Here is a 17249-nt window from a genome sequence, read left to right as displayed (position 1 = left end):
GCCGCGTCGTAACCGCCGGAATGACGGCTTTAACGGTAATCCGACAAACTGGAATCAAGCGGATTTGCCAAAACCGAGCAAATTTGCGCAAATGGCGGCTTTTCTATTGCGGCTTACGTTTTTAAAACCATGAACAATACCGACTTGCAATCTCTACCTCGCCACAGTGTCCCCGCATTTCCCGGCTGGTGGGCTGCGCTTGGCCCTGGCGTGGTGTGGATGGCATTGGCGCAAGGTAGCGGCGAGTTAATCTGGTGGCCGTACATGATCGCCAAATACGGTCTAACTTTTTTGTGGTTGCTGGTGCCGGCTTGTTTGCTGCAATATCCCCTGAACCTGGAAATCGGTCGCTACACGATGTTGACTGGCGAAAGCATCTTCCACGGTTTTATTCGCTTGCATCGCGGCTTCGGCATTTTTCTGTGGTTGCTGATGACGGTGTCGTTTTTATGGTTTGGCGCCTTTGCCTCCGCCGGCGGCACAGCGATGGCGGAACTGACGCATTGGCCGACCGGTTGGACGCAGCGCGGGCAAAGCCTGTTTTGGGGCTACGCCTCGATTGCGGTGTTCGTCACCGCGATTCTGGCCAGCGGCGTGGTTTACACGCTGATAGAACGCTTCATGAAACTGGTCGCGGTGGTGACCGTGGTCGGTCTGTTGTCCGCCTGCCTAAAAAGCGATGTAATTAAGGCGTTGCCGACGTTTAGCCTGGGTCTGCTCGGCCCGGTCGGCGAGATGCCGCGCCCCTGGGACAGCGGCGATGCCAGCAAACTATTGACCGCGATTACGTTTGCCGGCCTGGGCGGTTTTTGGATTCTGTTTTATTCCTACTGGCTACGCGATAAAGGTGCCGCGATGGCCGGTCTGGTGGGCCGCATTACCGGCTTGGGGGGTTCCGAAGAAGCGGTGCTCAGTGATGGTTTCCTCCCGGCGGACGAGCCGGAAAGCGAGAAGAACTGGTCGACTTGGCGACGCTTTTTGAGCGCGGATATTTTAGTCGGGATTATCGGCAATCTGTTCACCACCTTGATGACCTGCCTGTTAGCTTATGCGCTGTTGTTTCCGAAAGGCTTGCTGCCACAGGAATACGAACTGGCCGTGGTACAAAGCCAGTTTTTTGCGGTGAGTTGGGGGGAGATAGGCCGGCTGCTGTTCTTAGTCGTCGCAGCAGCATTTCTAACCGACACCTGGCTGGCCACCGCCGACGCGGTCAGCCGGATTCAGGCCGACATCGTGCTGACCTTATTCCCGAAAAGCCGCCGCCTGCCGGCGCGGCGTTGGTATTACATCTTTTTGGGTTTGTTGACCGTCATCACCTCGCTGACCATGCAACTCGACGCCCCCGGCCCGCTGATTCTAACCAGCGCTATCATCGGCTTTGGCGGCACCATCATGTTTCCGGTGGCGCTATATTTGATCAACCACAAAATGCTGCCGCCGCATTTACCGGCATGGGCCAGACCCAAAGGCAAGCCCTGGTTGTTGGGTTTGAGTTTTGTGGTGTATTTACTGCTTGCAGCGTTGTATTTAAAGGCCAGCCTTAAACTTTGATGGCAATTCGGTTAGGGTCTAACATCCGTAGCGGCTTCACAACAGCTCTAAACCAGTAGAGTAAATTCGTGAGAAGCACAAAGGGAATTTGCTAAAATGAAAACTATTGATTGTTTGGTGACATTTGCACCATTCGAACTTACTAGGAATCAGCGTATGGATTTAGCCAATAGAATTACGTTCAACCCGTTACAATGCGGTGGCAAACCGTGTATCCGGGGTATGCGTATCCGCGTCAGCGATATTTTGCAGATGTTAGGCGAGGGTGTGAGCAATGAAGAGATTTTGCAGGATTTCCCTGACCTAGAGCATCAAGATATACATGCTTGTTTATTGTACGCCGCCAAGCGTGTGAATTTTGAACGGCTGGCGGCGTGATTTATTGGATTGACGCACAGTTGCCACCGCAATTAGCGGATTGGCTGAGCTGGACTTTTAATGTTGAAGCTATTGCCTTGCGTGACTTGAATCTGCGCGACGCCGAGGATGAAATGATTTTTCGACATGCGCAACAACCCAATATTGTGCTGATTAGCAAAGACAGTGATTTTGTGGAACTGGTTTTGCGTTTTGGGATTCCTCCACAACTGCTTTGGGTCACTTGCGGTAACGTCACCAACCAACGCTTACAGCAACTTTTTTCCCTGGTATTTCCGCAAGCACAAAGCTTATTGGCCTCAGGCGAGTCCATTATAGAAATTACTGATCGGAAATAACGCGGTTCGGGACTGTTTTCGCAATCACCAAACGCCTTACGCGGTAATTGATTCTGGCAAGTCTCCGAGCGATTCCGCTATCGCTTTAAGCCTCGCGCGCAAGGCAATTCAGTTTGCGCACGCGGTGTTTTGCTATCCTCGCTAGGCATTTAAGCTTGGACCCGAGCCACGATAGCCTTTCGCATCAAGCTAAAAGCCTCGCGCTCAAGGCAACTAGGCTTGCGCACGTGGTGTTTTGCTATCCTCGCCCGGTGTTTAAGCTTGGGTCCGAGCCACCATAGCCTTGCGAATCAAGCTCAAAGCCTTGCGGGCAAGGCGTTTTGGTTTACACCGAAGCCAACGAAGCTTTCGCGAATCGCAAAACACCATTCACGCCAGGCTACAAGGCTTGCAAGCCCATGTCTCCCAGCGAAAATCAGGCCCGACACAGCCTTACCGTCCCGAAATTGGACGCCATGGATTGCTATAAACAGGGTTAGGCTTGGGTGTGCATGGACAGACATTTTCTGCTGCAATATCTGCATTCCTCATATCCCTGTGAGTCATGCAGGAGGTAGGGCAATGCCGGGAACGCTTGCCGATACGACAAGAACCCCGACGCGACAGCTATAAAACCACCAGCACACCATCGGCAACGCAACAATAAAGTCATTGATCATTTGAATGCCATTAATGTTGAGGGTTCGCGCCTCACCCCAACCTACGCAAGCCCAACTTACCGTGTTTAGTAAACTGCTCGACATGCAAAATGCGTAATCAGAATTCCATGGCTTGGTTTCCGGACTTTCGTCTCTTTCCCAGCTTTTCCGCACAGCTTCCGCCAACAGCGTAGGTTGGGGTGACGACAGGAACCCCAACACGACAACCATAAAACTACCAGCACTTCATTGGCAACGACACAATAAAGTCATTGATCACTTGAAGGCCATCAATGTTGGGGTTCGTGCCTCACCCCAACCTACGCAAACCCAGCTTACCGAGTTCTGAGTACGTGGTGCCCTAGCGGCATCAGCCTCCCTCCAAGCGCTTGACGCGGCGTTTCTGCAGCCAACGTATTACACCGGTGACATACAGCAACAGCGGCACGAATCCTATTAGTAGAATGATTAACTGCCCGGTTAAGCCAAATGCCTCACCTGTATGTAATGGATAAAGCCATTCGACAAACACATCACCACTGGATTGTGAGGATCGGTCCCGTAACGCCAGAACCTCGCCACTATATTGATCGATCCAAATCCGCCGTTGCGCTTGAAGCCGGTTCGGTTCATCGGGCGCTCGCTTCGCGACTTCGAAACTGCCGCTTGCATCGTTCGGAAACACAATGTAACGAAATTCGCCCGCGGGGCAATGTGCATCGACAATCTGTTCCAGCTCCGACAAAGGGATGGTCTTTTGCTTGTCGAGATTCGATGGCGGTCGGCTGCCATATTCGGGCCACGGTGAGGCAACCGGCGAGAACTGGCCGATCAAGCCTCGGCCATAACTGGGAAATTCCAGATAAATGCCGGTGGCAACGATCACGAGCAAGACGATGCAGCCGTAGACGCCGCAAACTTTGTGCAAGTCGTAAACCAAGCGTTCGCGGCTGGCTTTACGTTTGAAGGTCAATGCCGAGCGAAACTTACCCGTTTGCGGCCACCAGACGATCAAACCCGCCAACACCGACAGCAGCACCGCAATGCCGATCCAACCGATCAGCGTCATGCCGCTTTCGCCTAAACCCAACGAGTAATGCAACCGCAAAACGAAATCCAGCAGCGGATCGCGCCAAATCCTGTGAAAATCGATTAGCAAACGTTGGCCGGTAACTTGCGCGCGGTAAGGATCGATGAAGATTTGGTGGCGTTCCGGATAATCCCGGCCCGGCGAAGTTTGCTCAAACCACAGCGCAAAAGCTAAACCTTCGTGCCGCGGATAATCCAGATTGATGGCTTTGGCGCCAAATGGCATGGCTCTAAGGCCCGCTGAGACGATGGCATCCAAAGATGCTCGAACGGGGATTTCAGGCCTGCTTACCGTCATCACATTTGCATTCAGCCATTCGTCCAGCGGATGTTCAAATGCCAAAAGGCTGCCGGTTAAACCGATAATCACGAATATGGCCCCGGCAAATAAACCCAAGTAACGATGCAGCAACAACCAGAACTTTCGACGGCATTTTCTTTCCAGTCTCAACATAACATAAAACGCAGTAATTAATATTCGAGACGAATCGACCCCATAAAACTTCTCGGTGCGCCGATTGCGATAAAGTTTCCGCTATTAGTGCCGGCGTAATAGTCCTTGTCCAACAAGTTATCCACATTGAGTTGTGTCGTGAATTTTGATTTTCCGACTTTCATTTGGTAACTTGCCATTAAACCTACTGTCATATATCCAGGTAATTGATATGTATTCGAAGGATCGCCTTGGCGCTGATCCACACCTGACACCCCAGCGCCAAACTTTAAACCCTGTAAAGAACCTGTTTGCAACTCGTAGGTATTCCATAGGCTACCGGAGTGTTCTGGGGCAAGAAACAGCCGCTTTCCGGTATTAGCCGAGCCGCCGTTACTGTCATTGTCTTTGGTGATTTTCGCGAAAGGCGTGTAAGCATAAGCGGCTATCATATTCCAACCGGGCAATAATTCGCCGGATAACTCGAACTCGACACCGCGGCTCTCCGCTTCGCCGGCAGCCCTTGGTAGAAACAACGGAGCTTGGGTGCCGGCAACACGGATATTTTGTTTCGTTAGATCAAAATAAGAAATCGTGCTACTTAAACGCCCGTCAAAAAATTCGGTTTTGATTCCGGCCTCCCACTGCTGCGCGGTTTGCGGGGGCAGAGTTAAACCATCGGTTCTAAATACTGTGCTGGAGGGGCCAAAGTTTTCGGTGTAACTACCGTAGACGGACAGCCAAGGAATTGGTCGCCAAAGCACACCTCCCCTTGGACTCAAATAATTTTCGTCGGATGTTACTTTTCCGATCATATTATCGGTACTGTCAGCGTTATCGTACCTTACCCCTGCCAATATGTGAAAATCATAAGGAAGTTCAATTTGGTCTTGGATATACAACCCGTACCAGTTTTGCGTGTAATTATTAGAAGTGTTGTTACTTGGGTTAAGTGCCGGTAAGCCTGTTAGATAGACTGGATCAAATATATTAAAGGCTGGTGCCGCTTGACAACAATTTCCTTGGCTTCTTTCATTAATCACGTAGCTATCAAAGCCAAACAACGCCTTATGGTTCGCTCCAAATGTGGAGAATTTTCCAGCTAGATTGAGTGTATTAAAATATCGATCGGACACATTCACCGGAAATATATTTAGCCGCCGTGTAATGTCACCATTTTGAGCGGCTGCGCTAAAAAATAATGATGCACTACTGTAGTCGAAATTCTCGTAGTTAAATCTATGACTTATTTTCCAATTATCGTTAAACTCATGCGACCAATTAAATCCTGCCAGAACTCTATCGCCTTTAGTTTTAGTAAATGCAGGCTCTAGTAGCACGGTATTTATTGGAACATTAGCGGGTCTAGCCCCAATGTTTGGAATACCGGGATCGTTGGTCCCATCGAAGTGCTGGTACTCCAACTCGAACGTCGCTTGCGTACGTTGACTGATATTCCATTTCAAAATCGGGGCAATAAACACTCTCTCACTATCCACGAAATCGCGAAATGATCCGGCAGTCTCGTAAGACATATTTAAGCGATATAGCAGTGTGTCGTCTTTGGTTAAAGGTGAAGTTGCATCAATCGTAGTTCGATAGAAATCGTAAGAGCCGAATTGTTGCTGTAGCGAATAATACGGTGTAGCCAGAGGTTGCTTGGTCACCATATTAATAATCCCACCCGGTTCCGACCGGCCGAACAAAATCGATCCCGGACCTTTCAACACCTCTACTCGCTCAAGGTTGGCCATCTCGCGCTTGGTTGTCCCGCCGCCCAAAAAAGTCGGCAACAACATACCGTCTCGATAGGTGATGTTGTTTTGGAATCCGCGAATGATGAATCCATCGGTATTTCCTTGATTTAATGAACTGGTATTAACACCGGCGACGTTGCGTACTGCTTGATCCAAACGCACTACCTGCTGATCTTCCAGAACCTGTTGCGGCACCACTTGTACCGAAAATGGCGTCTCCATAATCGGCGTATCCGTCTTAGTCGCTGTAGATGCATTGGGCAAACGGTAATCCGGATTATAGGGATCAGTCGAATCATAAACCGCCTTGCCCACCACCTGCACCGCCGGCATGGTCTGCGGCCCCAGATTGTTGTGCAGTTCCGCCGCTCGCGGCTGTAAGGTGACGGCCCCGTCGCCGGTCGTCACCGCTTGCAACGGCGCATCCCCCAATAAAATCCTGATCGCTTCGTCAGCGGTATAGTCGCCTTGCAAGTTACGGCTGCGCAGGTTGTCGGCGATGTCGGTGCCGTACATCAGTTGTTGCTGGCTTTGCCTGCCGAACATCAGTAAGGCTTGGTTCAGCGATTGGGCGGGGATGTCAAAATGGTGTTTGCCGGCGGCATCGCCGAGGGCGGTTTGCGAGATCAACGCCGCGAGCAAGGCAGCTTTGGCGGCATGGGGTCGGCCCTTGCCGGCTGAGAAAGGTTTGCAATACTTTGCGTTGAACATGGATTCTCCTGGTTTCGGTCTGGTTACACGGCAGCATTCGGGCTGGTGTTAGTTAAGACGGAAACTATTTAAAAACCCACATCAGGCGGTTAGGGAATTTTTTTCGGGGAAATTGGCAATTGAAATTTGAGATGGCATTGTTAATTCTGGACGGCATTTGCTTGACTAGTTTTGGATAAATCCCCCTCACTCCCCTTTATGCCCCCATGGGTACTTTTTCAAAGGGGGAAGTAACAGCGCCTAACGCAGCACGACCAAATACGGCGTGACGTTGATAATCTGCAGCTCCGGTACGGCGGCTTGTAAACTGGCGATGGCTTGATCCAACGCTTCCAGCCGAAACAGCCCGCTAATCCGTTTGTCAGCCAGGGCCGGATTCAGCAACACCACTCGTCCGGGCCGGTATTGATTGATTTGGGCGACGGCTTGGTGCAGCGGCAAACCATCAAATTGCAGATAGCCGTCGCGCCACAACGCCATATTCTCGGGCTGTTTTGAGGTGTGTAAGGCGATAGCGTGGCCGCTTATCAACGCCGATTGTCCGGCGGTCAGGCGTTCGCGGTGCTGTTGGGCATCCTGGATTTCGACTATGCCTTCAACCAGTTCGATCTGGGTTTGCGCCGACTGGCGCTGGACGCTGAAAGCGGTGCCAATTGCCCGGACTTCGCTGCCGGCGCTGCTGACCACAAACGGCCGTTGCGCATTTTTAGCCACTTCGAAAAAGGCTTCGCCCGTCAACAGCTCCACCCGGCGCACGTTATCGTCGAAATGAATCGCCAGCGCCGTAGTGGTGTTGAGCATTACTCGCGATCCGTCGGCCAAGGTTACGGTGCGTTGCTCGCCCTTGCCGGTAAGATAATCGGCCCGCCAGAATGCCGGTGGATACAGCGCGGTCAGCGTCACCGCCAGCAATGCACAGCAAGCTACCGCCAAAGTGAGAGAACGGCGGCTGCGGGTTCTGGTATTGACGCGGCCTTTAAGACTCCTAAGGCCGTCATTCCCGCGCAGGCGGGAATCCAATTTGGCAACCGGGCGGCTTACCCGTACACCCTCATCGTGCGCTTGCCAACCACCCTCCCCCGGTAAGGGTTGCGCACCGGGAATGACGCGGCGGCCACGCAGTTGTCCCAAGCCCGCCCACAGTTTTTCGGCGCGTTGCCACGCTTGTTCGTGCGTGCTGTCGGCGGCCCGCCAGGCATTCAGTTCTTGCCGCGCAGACTGAGAAATCTCACCGGAATGCAATTGGCTTAACCATGCGCAAGCCTGCTCCAGCAAACGCTCGGCATCGTCCGGCATTGGTTCGGTGGACATGGTCAATTCCTGATTGAACGGTGGAGGAGATATATCATAGACGAGGCCATTGGCCGAAACCACAGTCGCTATTTGGATTCATCCAGGGTTTTAGCACAATGCACTAAGGCTTTTTTGATGTTTTCTTCCACGGTACGGAGGGAGATGTTCAGCGTTTCGGCGATTTCCCGCTGCTTCAAGCCTTCGAAGCGGTTGAGGTAAAAAATGCGCTGACACAAGGGGGACAAGCTGGCCATGCCCTCGATCAGTCGGTCCAAATCCTGTTCACCCAGCGCCACGGTTTCCGCGCAGCGCAGGTCTTCGACTTCCGGCGGCGTATCGTCCGGCCATTCTACAATCGCGGCACTGCGCGCGGTCTGGCTGCGATAATAATCGATCACCAGGTTTTGCGCGGTACGGAACAGATAGGCTTTCAGATTGCCGACACCGCTCAAGTCCTCGCTGCGGCATAAGCGCACGAAGGCTTCTTGGCAAATGTCGGCGGCGGTTTCCCGGCAGCGTAGACGCGAATACAGCACAGTCTCCAACTCGCCGTGGCAACTGACGTATAGCTCTTGAAGGGATTGATGGGCTGGGAAAGACATTTGCCGGCTTAATGGTTTCGGTATCAGGGCGTAAACCAAAAGTTGTCAGCAAATTTAAAGCCGAACCAGAAATATTTTGCTCAATCAAACAGCTAGAAAATTGGCAAGACTCCAAATCCGATAGTTTTTTATTAATCTATGTTAAATAAAACTGGTCAAGTACCCGATTTCACACACATTGCTAACCCGGCCCTTTTATCACTGGTATTCCGTTCGGGCTGAACTCGTCTAAGCCCTGGATGCTGCGCCCTTCGATAGACCCAGTACCCTCAAGGGCATTAAGGCGAACGGTATGCAAGGACCGGGTAATAGCAAAACCCACCCGGCAGATACTTACTACCCGAATCCATTGTCCGACAGATTAACAATCGTCAAATCCCTCGCCCCTTTCCCGACTTTTCCGCGCGGCTTCCGCCAACAATTCATCGATAAAATAACGACAGTAGTTGGGCACATAAAGTTGTTTCAGATAAGCAATCTTAGTCGTGGAACTGGGTATTAAGCCGGACAGATCTATGGCAACCAAATCGGCATCCTTGCCTGCTTCGTATGCTGTGCCGGCGATAATTCCCACTCCCATTCCCAGGCGCACATAGGTTTTAATCACGTCGGAATCGGCGGCCGCCAAGGTAATATCCAATGGCAAATGAGCGCTATAAAAGGATTTTTCTATGGTTGTTCGGCCGGTAAAACCTGGGGTATAGGTCAGAATCGGTTGAGCCGATAAGCGCTGTAGGCTTATCTCGCCTTCCGCCAGCGGATGACCGAGTGGCACCACGGCGACGTGATGCCATTGATAACAGGGCTTAACCACTAATTTATCGTCTTCATCCAGTTTTTCGGTGCAGATGGCGATGTCGGCTTGATGCCGATGCAACAAATTAATCAGATTATCCGGCGACGATTGCACCATATAGATTTTAATGCCCGGATATTTGCGCCTAAACCGGCCTATCGGTTCCGGCAGTAAATATTTGGCCTGCGTATGAGTAGTCGCTATCCTCAACGTACCGTTACTATTTTCCAGAAAGTCGTCGGCAATCAGTTGGATATTTTTTTTAGCCTGATTGATTAAATCCACTTCTTCCATGATCTTTTCGCCCAAGGGCGTCAAGCCAGTCAGCTTTTTTCCCTGTCTGACGAACAGCGGCGAGCCCACTTCTATTTCAAACAACTGGAGTTGCCGACTGACCGCCGACTGCACGACGTGCATTTTTTCTGCGGCTTTGCTCAAATTGCAATCGGTTTCCTGCAAAACTCGCAGCAATTCCAATTGATTAAGATTCATAGGCTTGCTCCTAAAAAATTCCGGGATTCAAAGCAAAATTTTATTACTAACCTATACTGTAATTCGACGTTGCGATGAGAATCTATTATTTCGATATAAAAATCACATTATATCGTTTTATTTTAGAGGTTCCGTTCATTAACATGACAAATCAACCAGGTGATTTCGTCGGCTTTTGTTAGTGAGAGGCAGACCTCCTCCTAGCGACAGGGATGTTTTGATGGCGGGTTGCATAAACCCGCCATTTTTTTCGCCACTAGTCCCGAGCACATGAGTTCAATTAAGCGCTGATTGAGTCATTCCCTAGGCGGCGGACGAACGGATAATCCCTAACTAGCGACAGCCCGTTTACTCTGTAACTCCGCCAGAATAGTTTCCAGCGTGTTGGCCAAACCCTCCGCCAGTAAAATCGCGTCATCGGCTTGATCCTTAGCGGCCACTTCGGCTTGCTGCGCCAAACGCTGTATTTGCTGAATCTCGAAAATGCCGGCAAAGCCTTTCAAGTTATGCGCGACAAATTTAATGGCGGCATAGTCGCGTTGCTGAGCGGCCAGTCTTAGTTTTTCGACGTTAGCCTGCTGAGCGCCATCCAGCGCGTTGTCTATCAACTTGTCTATAAAGGCCTGACGACCGTCAAAACGCTGCTGTAAGGCCTCCCAATCGATCAGGCTTTCGGTCGCTACTGTCTCCATAGCCTCATTTGCCGTTTCCGGACTGTCGATTACCTCGGCGAGCTCGCCCTTTCCACTGGCTTCACCAGGTACTTTGATGATCGACAAATGCTGCCGCAATGCGCCCACCAGAGCGTTGGCATCAATCGGTTTGGTAACGCGATCCCGCATTCCCATTTCCAGGCAGCGCTGCCGCTCTTCGGGCATGGCGTGAGCGGTCAAACCGATGATAGGTAAATCCGGCGCGATTTCCAGAATACGCCGCGCCGCTTGATAACCGTCCATCACCGGCATCTGAATATCCATCAGCACCGCGTCGAAACCGGAGTAGCCGACTTCTTCCAAGCGATCCAGCGCCTGTTGACCGTTTTCCGCAAAAGTCACCTGCGCACCTTCGTGGCTCAGCAAATCCTCCAACACCAATCGATTTAAAGCCACGTCTTCCGCAGCCAATATTCTAAAACCGCGCAAGCGTCCGCCGGCGTCCTGATGATAATCGGCCGAATGTTCGACACCGGCGTCCGTCGCCGGCAGCGGCACACTCAAAGTGAATTTGCTGCCCGCCCCCAGCGTACTTTTGACGACAATATCGCCTCCCATCAAGTTGGCAAGATCTCTACTGATCGCCAACCCTAAACCGCTGCCGCCAAATTTACGGGTGGTAGAGTTATCCGCTTGCTCGAAAGCGGTAAATAGACGACCAATCTGCTCGGCGGTCATGCCGATACCGCTGTCCGTCACGCTGATGTCCGTCATATCATTCTGCCGATAAATTTCCAGGCTGACATAGCCTTGATCGGTAAACTTCACGGCATTTGACAACAAATTCACCAAAATCTGCCTCAGTCGCAACGGGTCGCCGTTCACCCATTCCGGCAAGTCTTGGGGACGATGCACTATTAAATCGAGTTGCTTTTCCTTGGCACGCATATCCACCAGGCTGATGGCATCTTGAATCAACGCATCCAGGCGAAACGGATGCTCGTCTAAGGTCATCTTGCCGGCCTCAATTTTGGAGAAATCCAAAATGTCGTTGACCACACTGAGCAAATGCATGCCGGCATCGTAAATACGAGCGCTGTTTTCCTGCATTTTTTGCCCGGAATTATCGCGCAGGCTCATTTTGGCCAAGCCGATAATCGCATTTAACGGTGTACGAATTTCATGACTCATATTGGCCAGAAACTCGCTTTTCATATGCACCAGATGTTCTGCCTCCAAACGCGCGGCTTCGTGCGCCTGCTCTACCGCCTTGCGATGGCTGATGTCGCGCATCACGCCGATGTATGTACTACCAAAGTCGTCCATCAATTCGTTGACGCTCAACTCTATCGGCACCAGCAACCCATCTTTACGTTTGCCTTCCACCTCGATCCGCCGGCCTATAATCACGCGTTCCTTGGTGTTGTCCAGATGCCGGCTCAAATAGCCGTCATGCTCGGAATAGTAAGGCTCCGGCATCAACATCTTCACATTCTGCCCCAATAATTCGTCTTCCTCGTAGCCGAACAAATCGCCGATGGCATCGTTAACCAGCAGCATGATGCCTTTGCTATCAATCAACACAACGGCATCGGACATCGTCCGCAGCACCGCTCTGGTTCTGGCTTCGCTGGTGACTAATGCCGCCTTGGCACGTTTGTTTTCGCTAATATCGCGCACCGTGGCCTGCACTACAATTTCACCGTCGATCTCCACCCTGCTGAGTTGCACTTCGGCGTAAAAAGTTTCGCCGTTTAACCGTTTGTGCAGCCATTCGAAGATAACCGAGCCATTGGCGATAGCCAGCTTAAGCTTTTCACTCGCCAACTCGTTGGATGATCGGCCATCAGGCTGGTATTCCGGCGACAATGAAGCCGGAGTTTGCGCTAAAAACTCTTGTTCATCCCGGCAAGCAAACAGACTGAGTGCCGCCGGGTTAACCGAGATGAAGCCACGGCTGGCACTGAGGGTCATGAGTGCATCCCGCGAAGATTCGAACAGCGCCCGATGGCGCTGTTCGCTGGCTTGCAAAGTGTGTATCGCCTGTTTTTGCGCGGATATGTCTCTGATAAAAGCACTGAATTCGATGGCCTTTCCCATGTTATTGGGCGTGATAGCCAATTCAATCGGAAACTCATGCCCGTCGCGGTGCAGCGCCACCACTTCAATTCGCTGATTCAAGACCGTTCCTCGCCCCGTGTCCAAATAGCACCGCATACCTTGCTGATGGGCTTGCCGATAGCGCTCCGGAATGATCACGTCGTGCAACAGGCGGCCCAAGACGTCGGCGGCCGGCCAACCGAATATCTGTTCGGCCTGGCGATTCCAGCCGTTGATAAAACCATCGGCATCCATCTGCACCAAGGCATCCAAAGCAGTATCGACAATACTACGGATGCGGATCTCGTCCTCGCGCCTCGCGGTAAGTAGCGCAGCAAAGCCATCGGCCATTTCGTTAAAACTCTCCGCAACCTGTCCGATTTCATCACGCATGGTTAACGGCATTCTTTGCTGAAAATCGCCGCCGGAAAACGCTTTTGCGGTTTTCGCCAGCCTCTCTACGTATTGGCTAACCGCAAGATGGGCGCCAATCGCAAAATAAATTATCAGCATAAATATAACACCGGGGATGCCTATGCTCAGCGCTAGCGTCGTTTTCGCCGCACCAATTCTGGCCTCGATCAGTTGTTCGGCTGCCGGAATAAAGCTGTCGTAAATTTCGGAATAAGCGGCATCCAGCGCTATCGTAACGGTCGAATAAAAGTATTCCGGATTGATGGAGAATTTTTCCTGAACAATATCGGCAATTACATGCTGAGTAATCAGACTGGCTGCATTGACAATATTTTCCCTGGTGTTGGCTAGTATCGGGTGCAGTTCCGGTTTATAGCGTTTAAAGTCATGAGTCGTTTCTTCAATGACCCTGATGCCGGATTCGATTCTGTCCTTAATCAGGTAAATTTCGATTTTTTCCTGATCGTTAATCTGCTTTTTGGTCAGTACCCCAATGCCATAAGCGCGCAACTGCGCAACCCCTTCCAAAGCCTTTGGCATTTGTTCGGTTACCAGCATGATCAGATGGTAGGAATCCAGATTGGAGTCGGTGAACAATAAGGATTCCTCGCCAATCAGTTCCTCTAAATCCAATAACTTCTCTACCAAACGGCTGTGTAAGCGGTAGCTTTCTTGAATGCTTAGATTGGCAGCGTTTTGCCGGAGTTGTTCCCAATCGTTTTTTATATCCGCGTATGCAGCAGCGGTCAACGAATCCGCCACCAGCGCTTGCCCCAAAGCCGATAAGGCCGTAGCGACTTTGGTTTCCGATATGACACGTTTATCGCGCAAACTCTCTATGCCGCCGAGCACCGCTACGGTAATGCCCCTATGCTGCTGCACAAATTGCATGGTCTGCGTAATATGCTTGATTTGTAACAGTCCTTGCAGCTCGCGCTCGGAATCCAGAATCACCCGATTCAAGCTTTGATAAAGACTGTAGAACACCACGACGACGGCCAGCAGCGACAGAAAACCTATCACCACAAACTTCTTGCTGAAACTCAATCGATTCATCAGCGCCACGGCGGGCGAAAACAAAGCTTGCATAGGCAATCCTCGGTGCGAATATTAGATCGGTAGCGATTCAGGCGGGTACTTAGCGGCTATCCTCGGCCGATAGCAGCAAGGCTTTTTGCTTTTCGACAATTTTGTTCAAACGTAAGGCCAGCCTGTTGTCGTTCTCGAACAGGTTGTCCATCTGCGAAGTGAGTTCGTCCACATAACCGTGCAGCAAAAACTCCTGGCTATCGGTCAACCCCAAATGAATAAAGGCGCTTTCCATGTTCATTTTGTGCTGTTCGGCCAAATTCACCATCTGCGAGTGATTGCTTTGTTGATTGGCCTCGATCTCGATCAATAAATCGGTCAGTTCTTTCACGCCTTCCAGGCGGGCATTCGCTTCCTGTAGACGTTGTTGTTCGCTAATCATGGCTTCGACGCGGGCACCGGCACCTTCGGCAAGTATCGCCAGATGATCGCGCAATCGGCCGATGGCATCCGGATCATCGGTATCCAAGCCGGTCGCCAATAGCGTTACATGCGGAAAATTAAACACCAAGCGATCACCGGCCTGATAAATTCGGCCCAGCTTGGCCACGTAGGTAAGGATGGAGGCTTCGAGCGGAGTACAGATTGTTTCCGGACTAAAGTCGTATTCGTTGGCGGTATCGGTCAATTTCACCAAACCGTTTAGATCGTATTGCTGCAAGGTCTCGATTAACAAACTACCCAATTGCTGAAACGTATTGCATTGAAACGATGAGCGTAAGAACTGCAACACCGTGCCGGTTTCGCCCAAACTGGACATAGCGGTAAATGCGGTTTTTTGCGCATAAGACAGTTGCGATTGCAATTGCCGTTTTTGCTGCTCGGCTTCGATAGCCAAATCGACCTTACGCAGCAACACGTCTTTTTTGGCATTTTTCGGAATAAAATCGTTACCGCCGGCATCGAACGCGGTCAGCAAAATCTCCAGATCGTCGTGGGCGGAAACAAACATGACCTGCACATCGTCATTGCCGTCGGCGCGAATCTGCCGACAAACCTCGATACCGCTGAGGCCCGGCATTTCGATATCCAGCAAAATCAGATTGGGGGCCAAATCCATCGCCGCCAAACATTCCTCGCCATTGGCAAACTCGTGGAGTTGATAGTCATGCCCCTGCAATTGGTCGGTTATGACCAAACGCAACAGAGCATCATCATCCACTACAAAAATACAGAATGGTTTTTCGGGCATGATATTTCCTGGGTTCCTGGAATTGCGGGTGAGGCGATAGAGTGTGCCAAATAAGCATAGCGGTCCGGGCCAAAATTGCCCGACCGCTTACTTAAACCATCTTAACAGCCGCAGCGAACATTCATGCCGGCGGCCGGGCAGAACTGTGACGGCCGCATCGGTTGTGAGAATAACCTTGTGATAAGGCGCCACAAATACCTGATCACCAGCCAGGCATTGGCTTATACCAGCGCGAATCAGGCGCCGTGCGCATTAGTAATAGCCAACGCCGCCCAATCGAAGGCTGGGCCTATATCCCATTTATCGCTACGAAAATTCACATGACTGGCGATGCCTGAATAGCTCTGAAAAAAATCCAGATCACGTTCGAATTGCTTGGCTTTGGGAGGCAAGGTTTTCGGTATGGAAAATCGCCCGCATAAATCGTTCAGCAGCAAGCGAATCGCTTCTACCTGCTGCGCTGGAAAGGTAGCGAAATACTGCTCGCCCCGATAGCTGGTTTGCATATATTTATCGGTTTGGGTTTTGTCACAGTATTTAGTGCCGAATAACTGGGTTTGGCCCCGACGCGGCGGCCACCAATTCAAGACCTCCGGGTTATCCGGCGCCGGCCGCAATGGCCCGACATTGGCAATTTCTATCGCTATCGAGCGCTGATCCAGCCGGCCATTAAAACCCTTCACCCCCAGATGATAAGCCCACTGCGTCGGGTCGAATACTTCATAGATCGTGCCGTCGACATCGACCAGATAGGCGGCGGCTATATGTTGTGTATCGCCGACCCAGGTATCGAACGCCGACTTGGCTGACGAACCCGCCGTGAAGTGCAAAACAATCAGATCTTTTTTCGGCCTCTCGGTAAAAAACTGCCCGGCCGGCAAGCGGAACCGGGAGCGATTGATCTTCAAACCGGTGACAGCAGCGCCGGGTTGGTCACCGAGCACCATAGTATCGGTACTCGCCTCGCCTTCGTTCGGCGTTACCAACACTCGCGGATTAGGTAGATCCGTGGCACCGGCCCAGAAAAAACAACCATCCTTATCCTGATACCAATAGCCGTTGCCGGATACCATATCCCCTGCCGTAAAGCTGACGACCTCGACTTTACTGCCGGCATCCAAGACGCGCAGCACCGGTGCGCTGACAGACGCGCGACTGCGGAGATTTACTTTACTCAGCAAGCCGATTTGCTTGCCGGCCACCAAATCGGCTGCCGGATCGGGCAACGCAGTGGCAATCAGCTTGGCAATATCGACACGGGCACCGGGGCAGTTTACCGAGGCACGAATCGCGCTATGCGACAACACATGATCCCCATCGACGGTGATATGCCAGCGGTCGGCAATCTCACGGAGCAATTTCGAGCATGCCGCCAATTGCGTGGCCGTAGGCGGGCCAAGCACCGACACTTCTAAGGCAACACCAATCGAGAAAAAATTGGGATTGGTGTTGGGCCGCTGCTTGATAAATTCGGCGGCCGGATTGACCACCAAACCGGCATGAAATGCCGTGTCGGCTTCCTGGACGTATTGATGAATCTCGCCGTTGTAGCCGATGGCGTAATGCATGGACTGTAAAGCCCCCTGCTTGTTGTAGCGCATACTGACATCTGCCAGACTGCCATCCGCAGAATGCAGAACAATGACTTCCGGTTTGAAGCCAGCCGGGCGACCAACCCGAAAATTACCCTGCGCGCAGCCTATCCATTGCTTTTCCATAAGCC

Annotated in this window: 11 protein-coding genes; 3 read left to right on the top strand and 8 right to left on the bottom strand. The window is 51.6% G+C overall.

What is annotated here, in order from left to right; all coding sequences use genetic code 11:
- Positions 1 to 129 precede the first annotated feature (129 nt).
- The 3 genes from G006_RS0123165 (at position 130) to G006_RS0123155 (ending at position 2267) form a co-directional block, all read left to right on the top strand.
- Positions 130 to 1551, top strand: a complete 1422-nt coding sequence (locus G006_RS0123165; RefSeq protein WP_152429002.1) for an Nramp family divalent metal transporter — start codon at positions 130 to 132, stop codon at positions 1549 to 1551.
- Positions 1552 to 1647: 96 nt separating this feature from the next.
- Positions 1648 to 1929, top strand: a complete 282-nt coding sequence (locus G006_RS0123160) for a DUF433 domain-containing protein (RefSeq protein ID WP_235048906.1) — start codon at positions 1648 to 1650, stop codon at positions 1927 to 1929.
- Complete coding sequence (locus G006_RS0123155; protein ID WP_020485613.1) at positions 1926 to 2267, top strand: DUF5615 family PIN-like protein; 342 nt, start codon at positions 1926 to 1928, stop codon at positions 2265 to 2267. Before G006_RS0123160 ends, G006_RS0123155 begins: the two co-directional genes overlap by 4 nt.
- A gap of 1008 nt (positions 2268 to 3275) precedes the next feature.
- Here the strand turns inward: G006_RS0123155 and G006_RS0123145 are convergent.
- The 8 genes from G006_RS0123145 to G006_RS0123105 form a co-directional block, all read right to left on the bottom strand.
- A complete protein-coding gene (locus G006_RS0123145; protein WP_051067732.1) occupies positions 3276 to 4448 on the bottom strand; it encodes a PepSY-associated TM helix domain-containing protein in 1173 nt (390 codons plus the stop codon).
- Positions 4449 to 4465: 17 nt separating this feature from the next.
- Positions 4466 to 6895: a TonB-dependent siderophore receptor gene (locus G006_RS0123140; protein ID WP_020485610.1), complete on the bottom strand. Its 2430-nt coding sequence runs from the start codon at positions 6893 to 6895 to the stop codon at positions 4466 to 4468.
- A 240-nt stretch (positions 6896 to 7135) separates the two neighbouring features.
- Positions 7136 to 8206 (bottom strand): FecR family protein, encoded by a 1071-nt coding sequence (locus G006_RS0123135; protein ID WP_020485609.1) that lies wholly within the window; start codon positions 8204 to 8206, stop codon positions 7136 to 7138.
- Between the two features lie 68 nt (positions 8207 to 8274).
- A complete protein-coding gene (locus G006_RS0123130) occupies positions 8275 to 8790 on the bottom strand; it encodes an RNA polymerase sigma factor (RefSeq protein ID WP_081607997.1) in 516 nt (171 codons plus the stop codon).
- A 361-nt stretch (positions 8791 to 9151) separates the two neighbouring features.
- Positions 9152 to 10078, bottom strand: coding sequence for a LysR substrate-binding domain-containing protein (locus G006_RS0123120; RefSeq protein ID WP_020485606.1), 927 nt, complete (start codon positions 10076 to 10078; stop codon positions 9152 to 9154).
- A gap of 329 nt (positions 10079 to 10407) precedes the next feature.
- Complete coding sequence (locus G006_RS27365) at positions 10408 to 14334, bottom strand: PAS domain S-box protein (RefSeq protein ID WP_020485605.1); 3927 nt, start codon at positions 14332 to 14334, stop codon at positions 10408 to 10410.
- A 49-nt stretch (positions 14335 to 14383) separates the two neighbouring features.
- The gene (locus tag G006_RS0123110; protein WP_020485604.1) at positions 14384 to 15526 is read right to left on the bottom strand and encodes a response regulator; all 1143 of its coding nucleotides are present in this window, start codon (positions 15524 to 15526) and stop codon (positions 14384 to 14386) included.
- A 236-nt stretch (positions 15527 to 15762) separates the two neighbouring features.
- Complete coding sequence (locus G006_RS0123105) at positions 15763 to 17244, bottom strand: N-acetylmuramoyl-L-alanine amidase (protein ID WP_020485603.1); 1482 nt, start codon at positions 17242 to 17244, stop codon at positions 15763 to 15765.
- Between the last annotated feature and the right edge of the window lie 5 nt (positions 17245 to 17249).

The organism is Methylomonas sp. MK1 (genome assembly GCF_000365425.1).
Classification (GTDB): domain Bacteria; phylum Pseudomonadota; class Gammaproteobacteria; order Methylococcales; family Methylomonadaceae; genus Methylomonas.
This window is presented reverse-complemented; position numbering and strand designations above follow the sequence as displayed.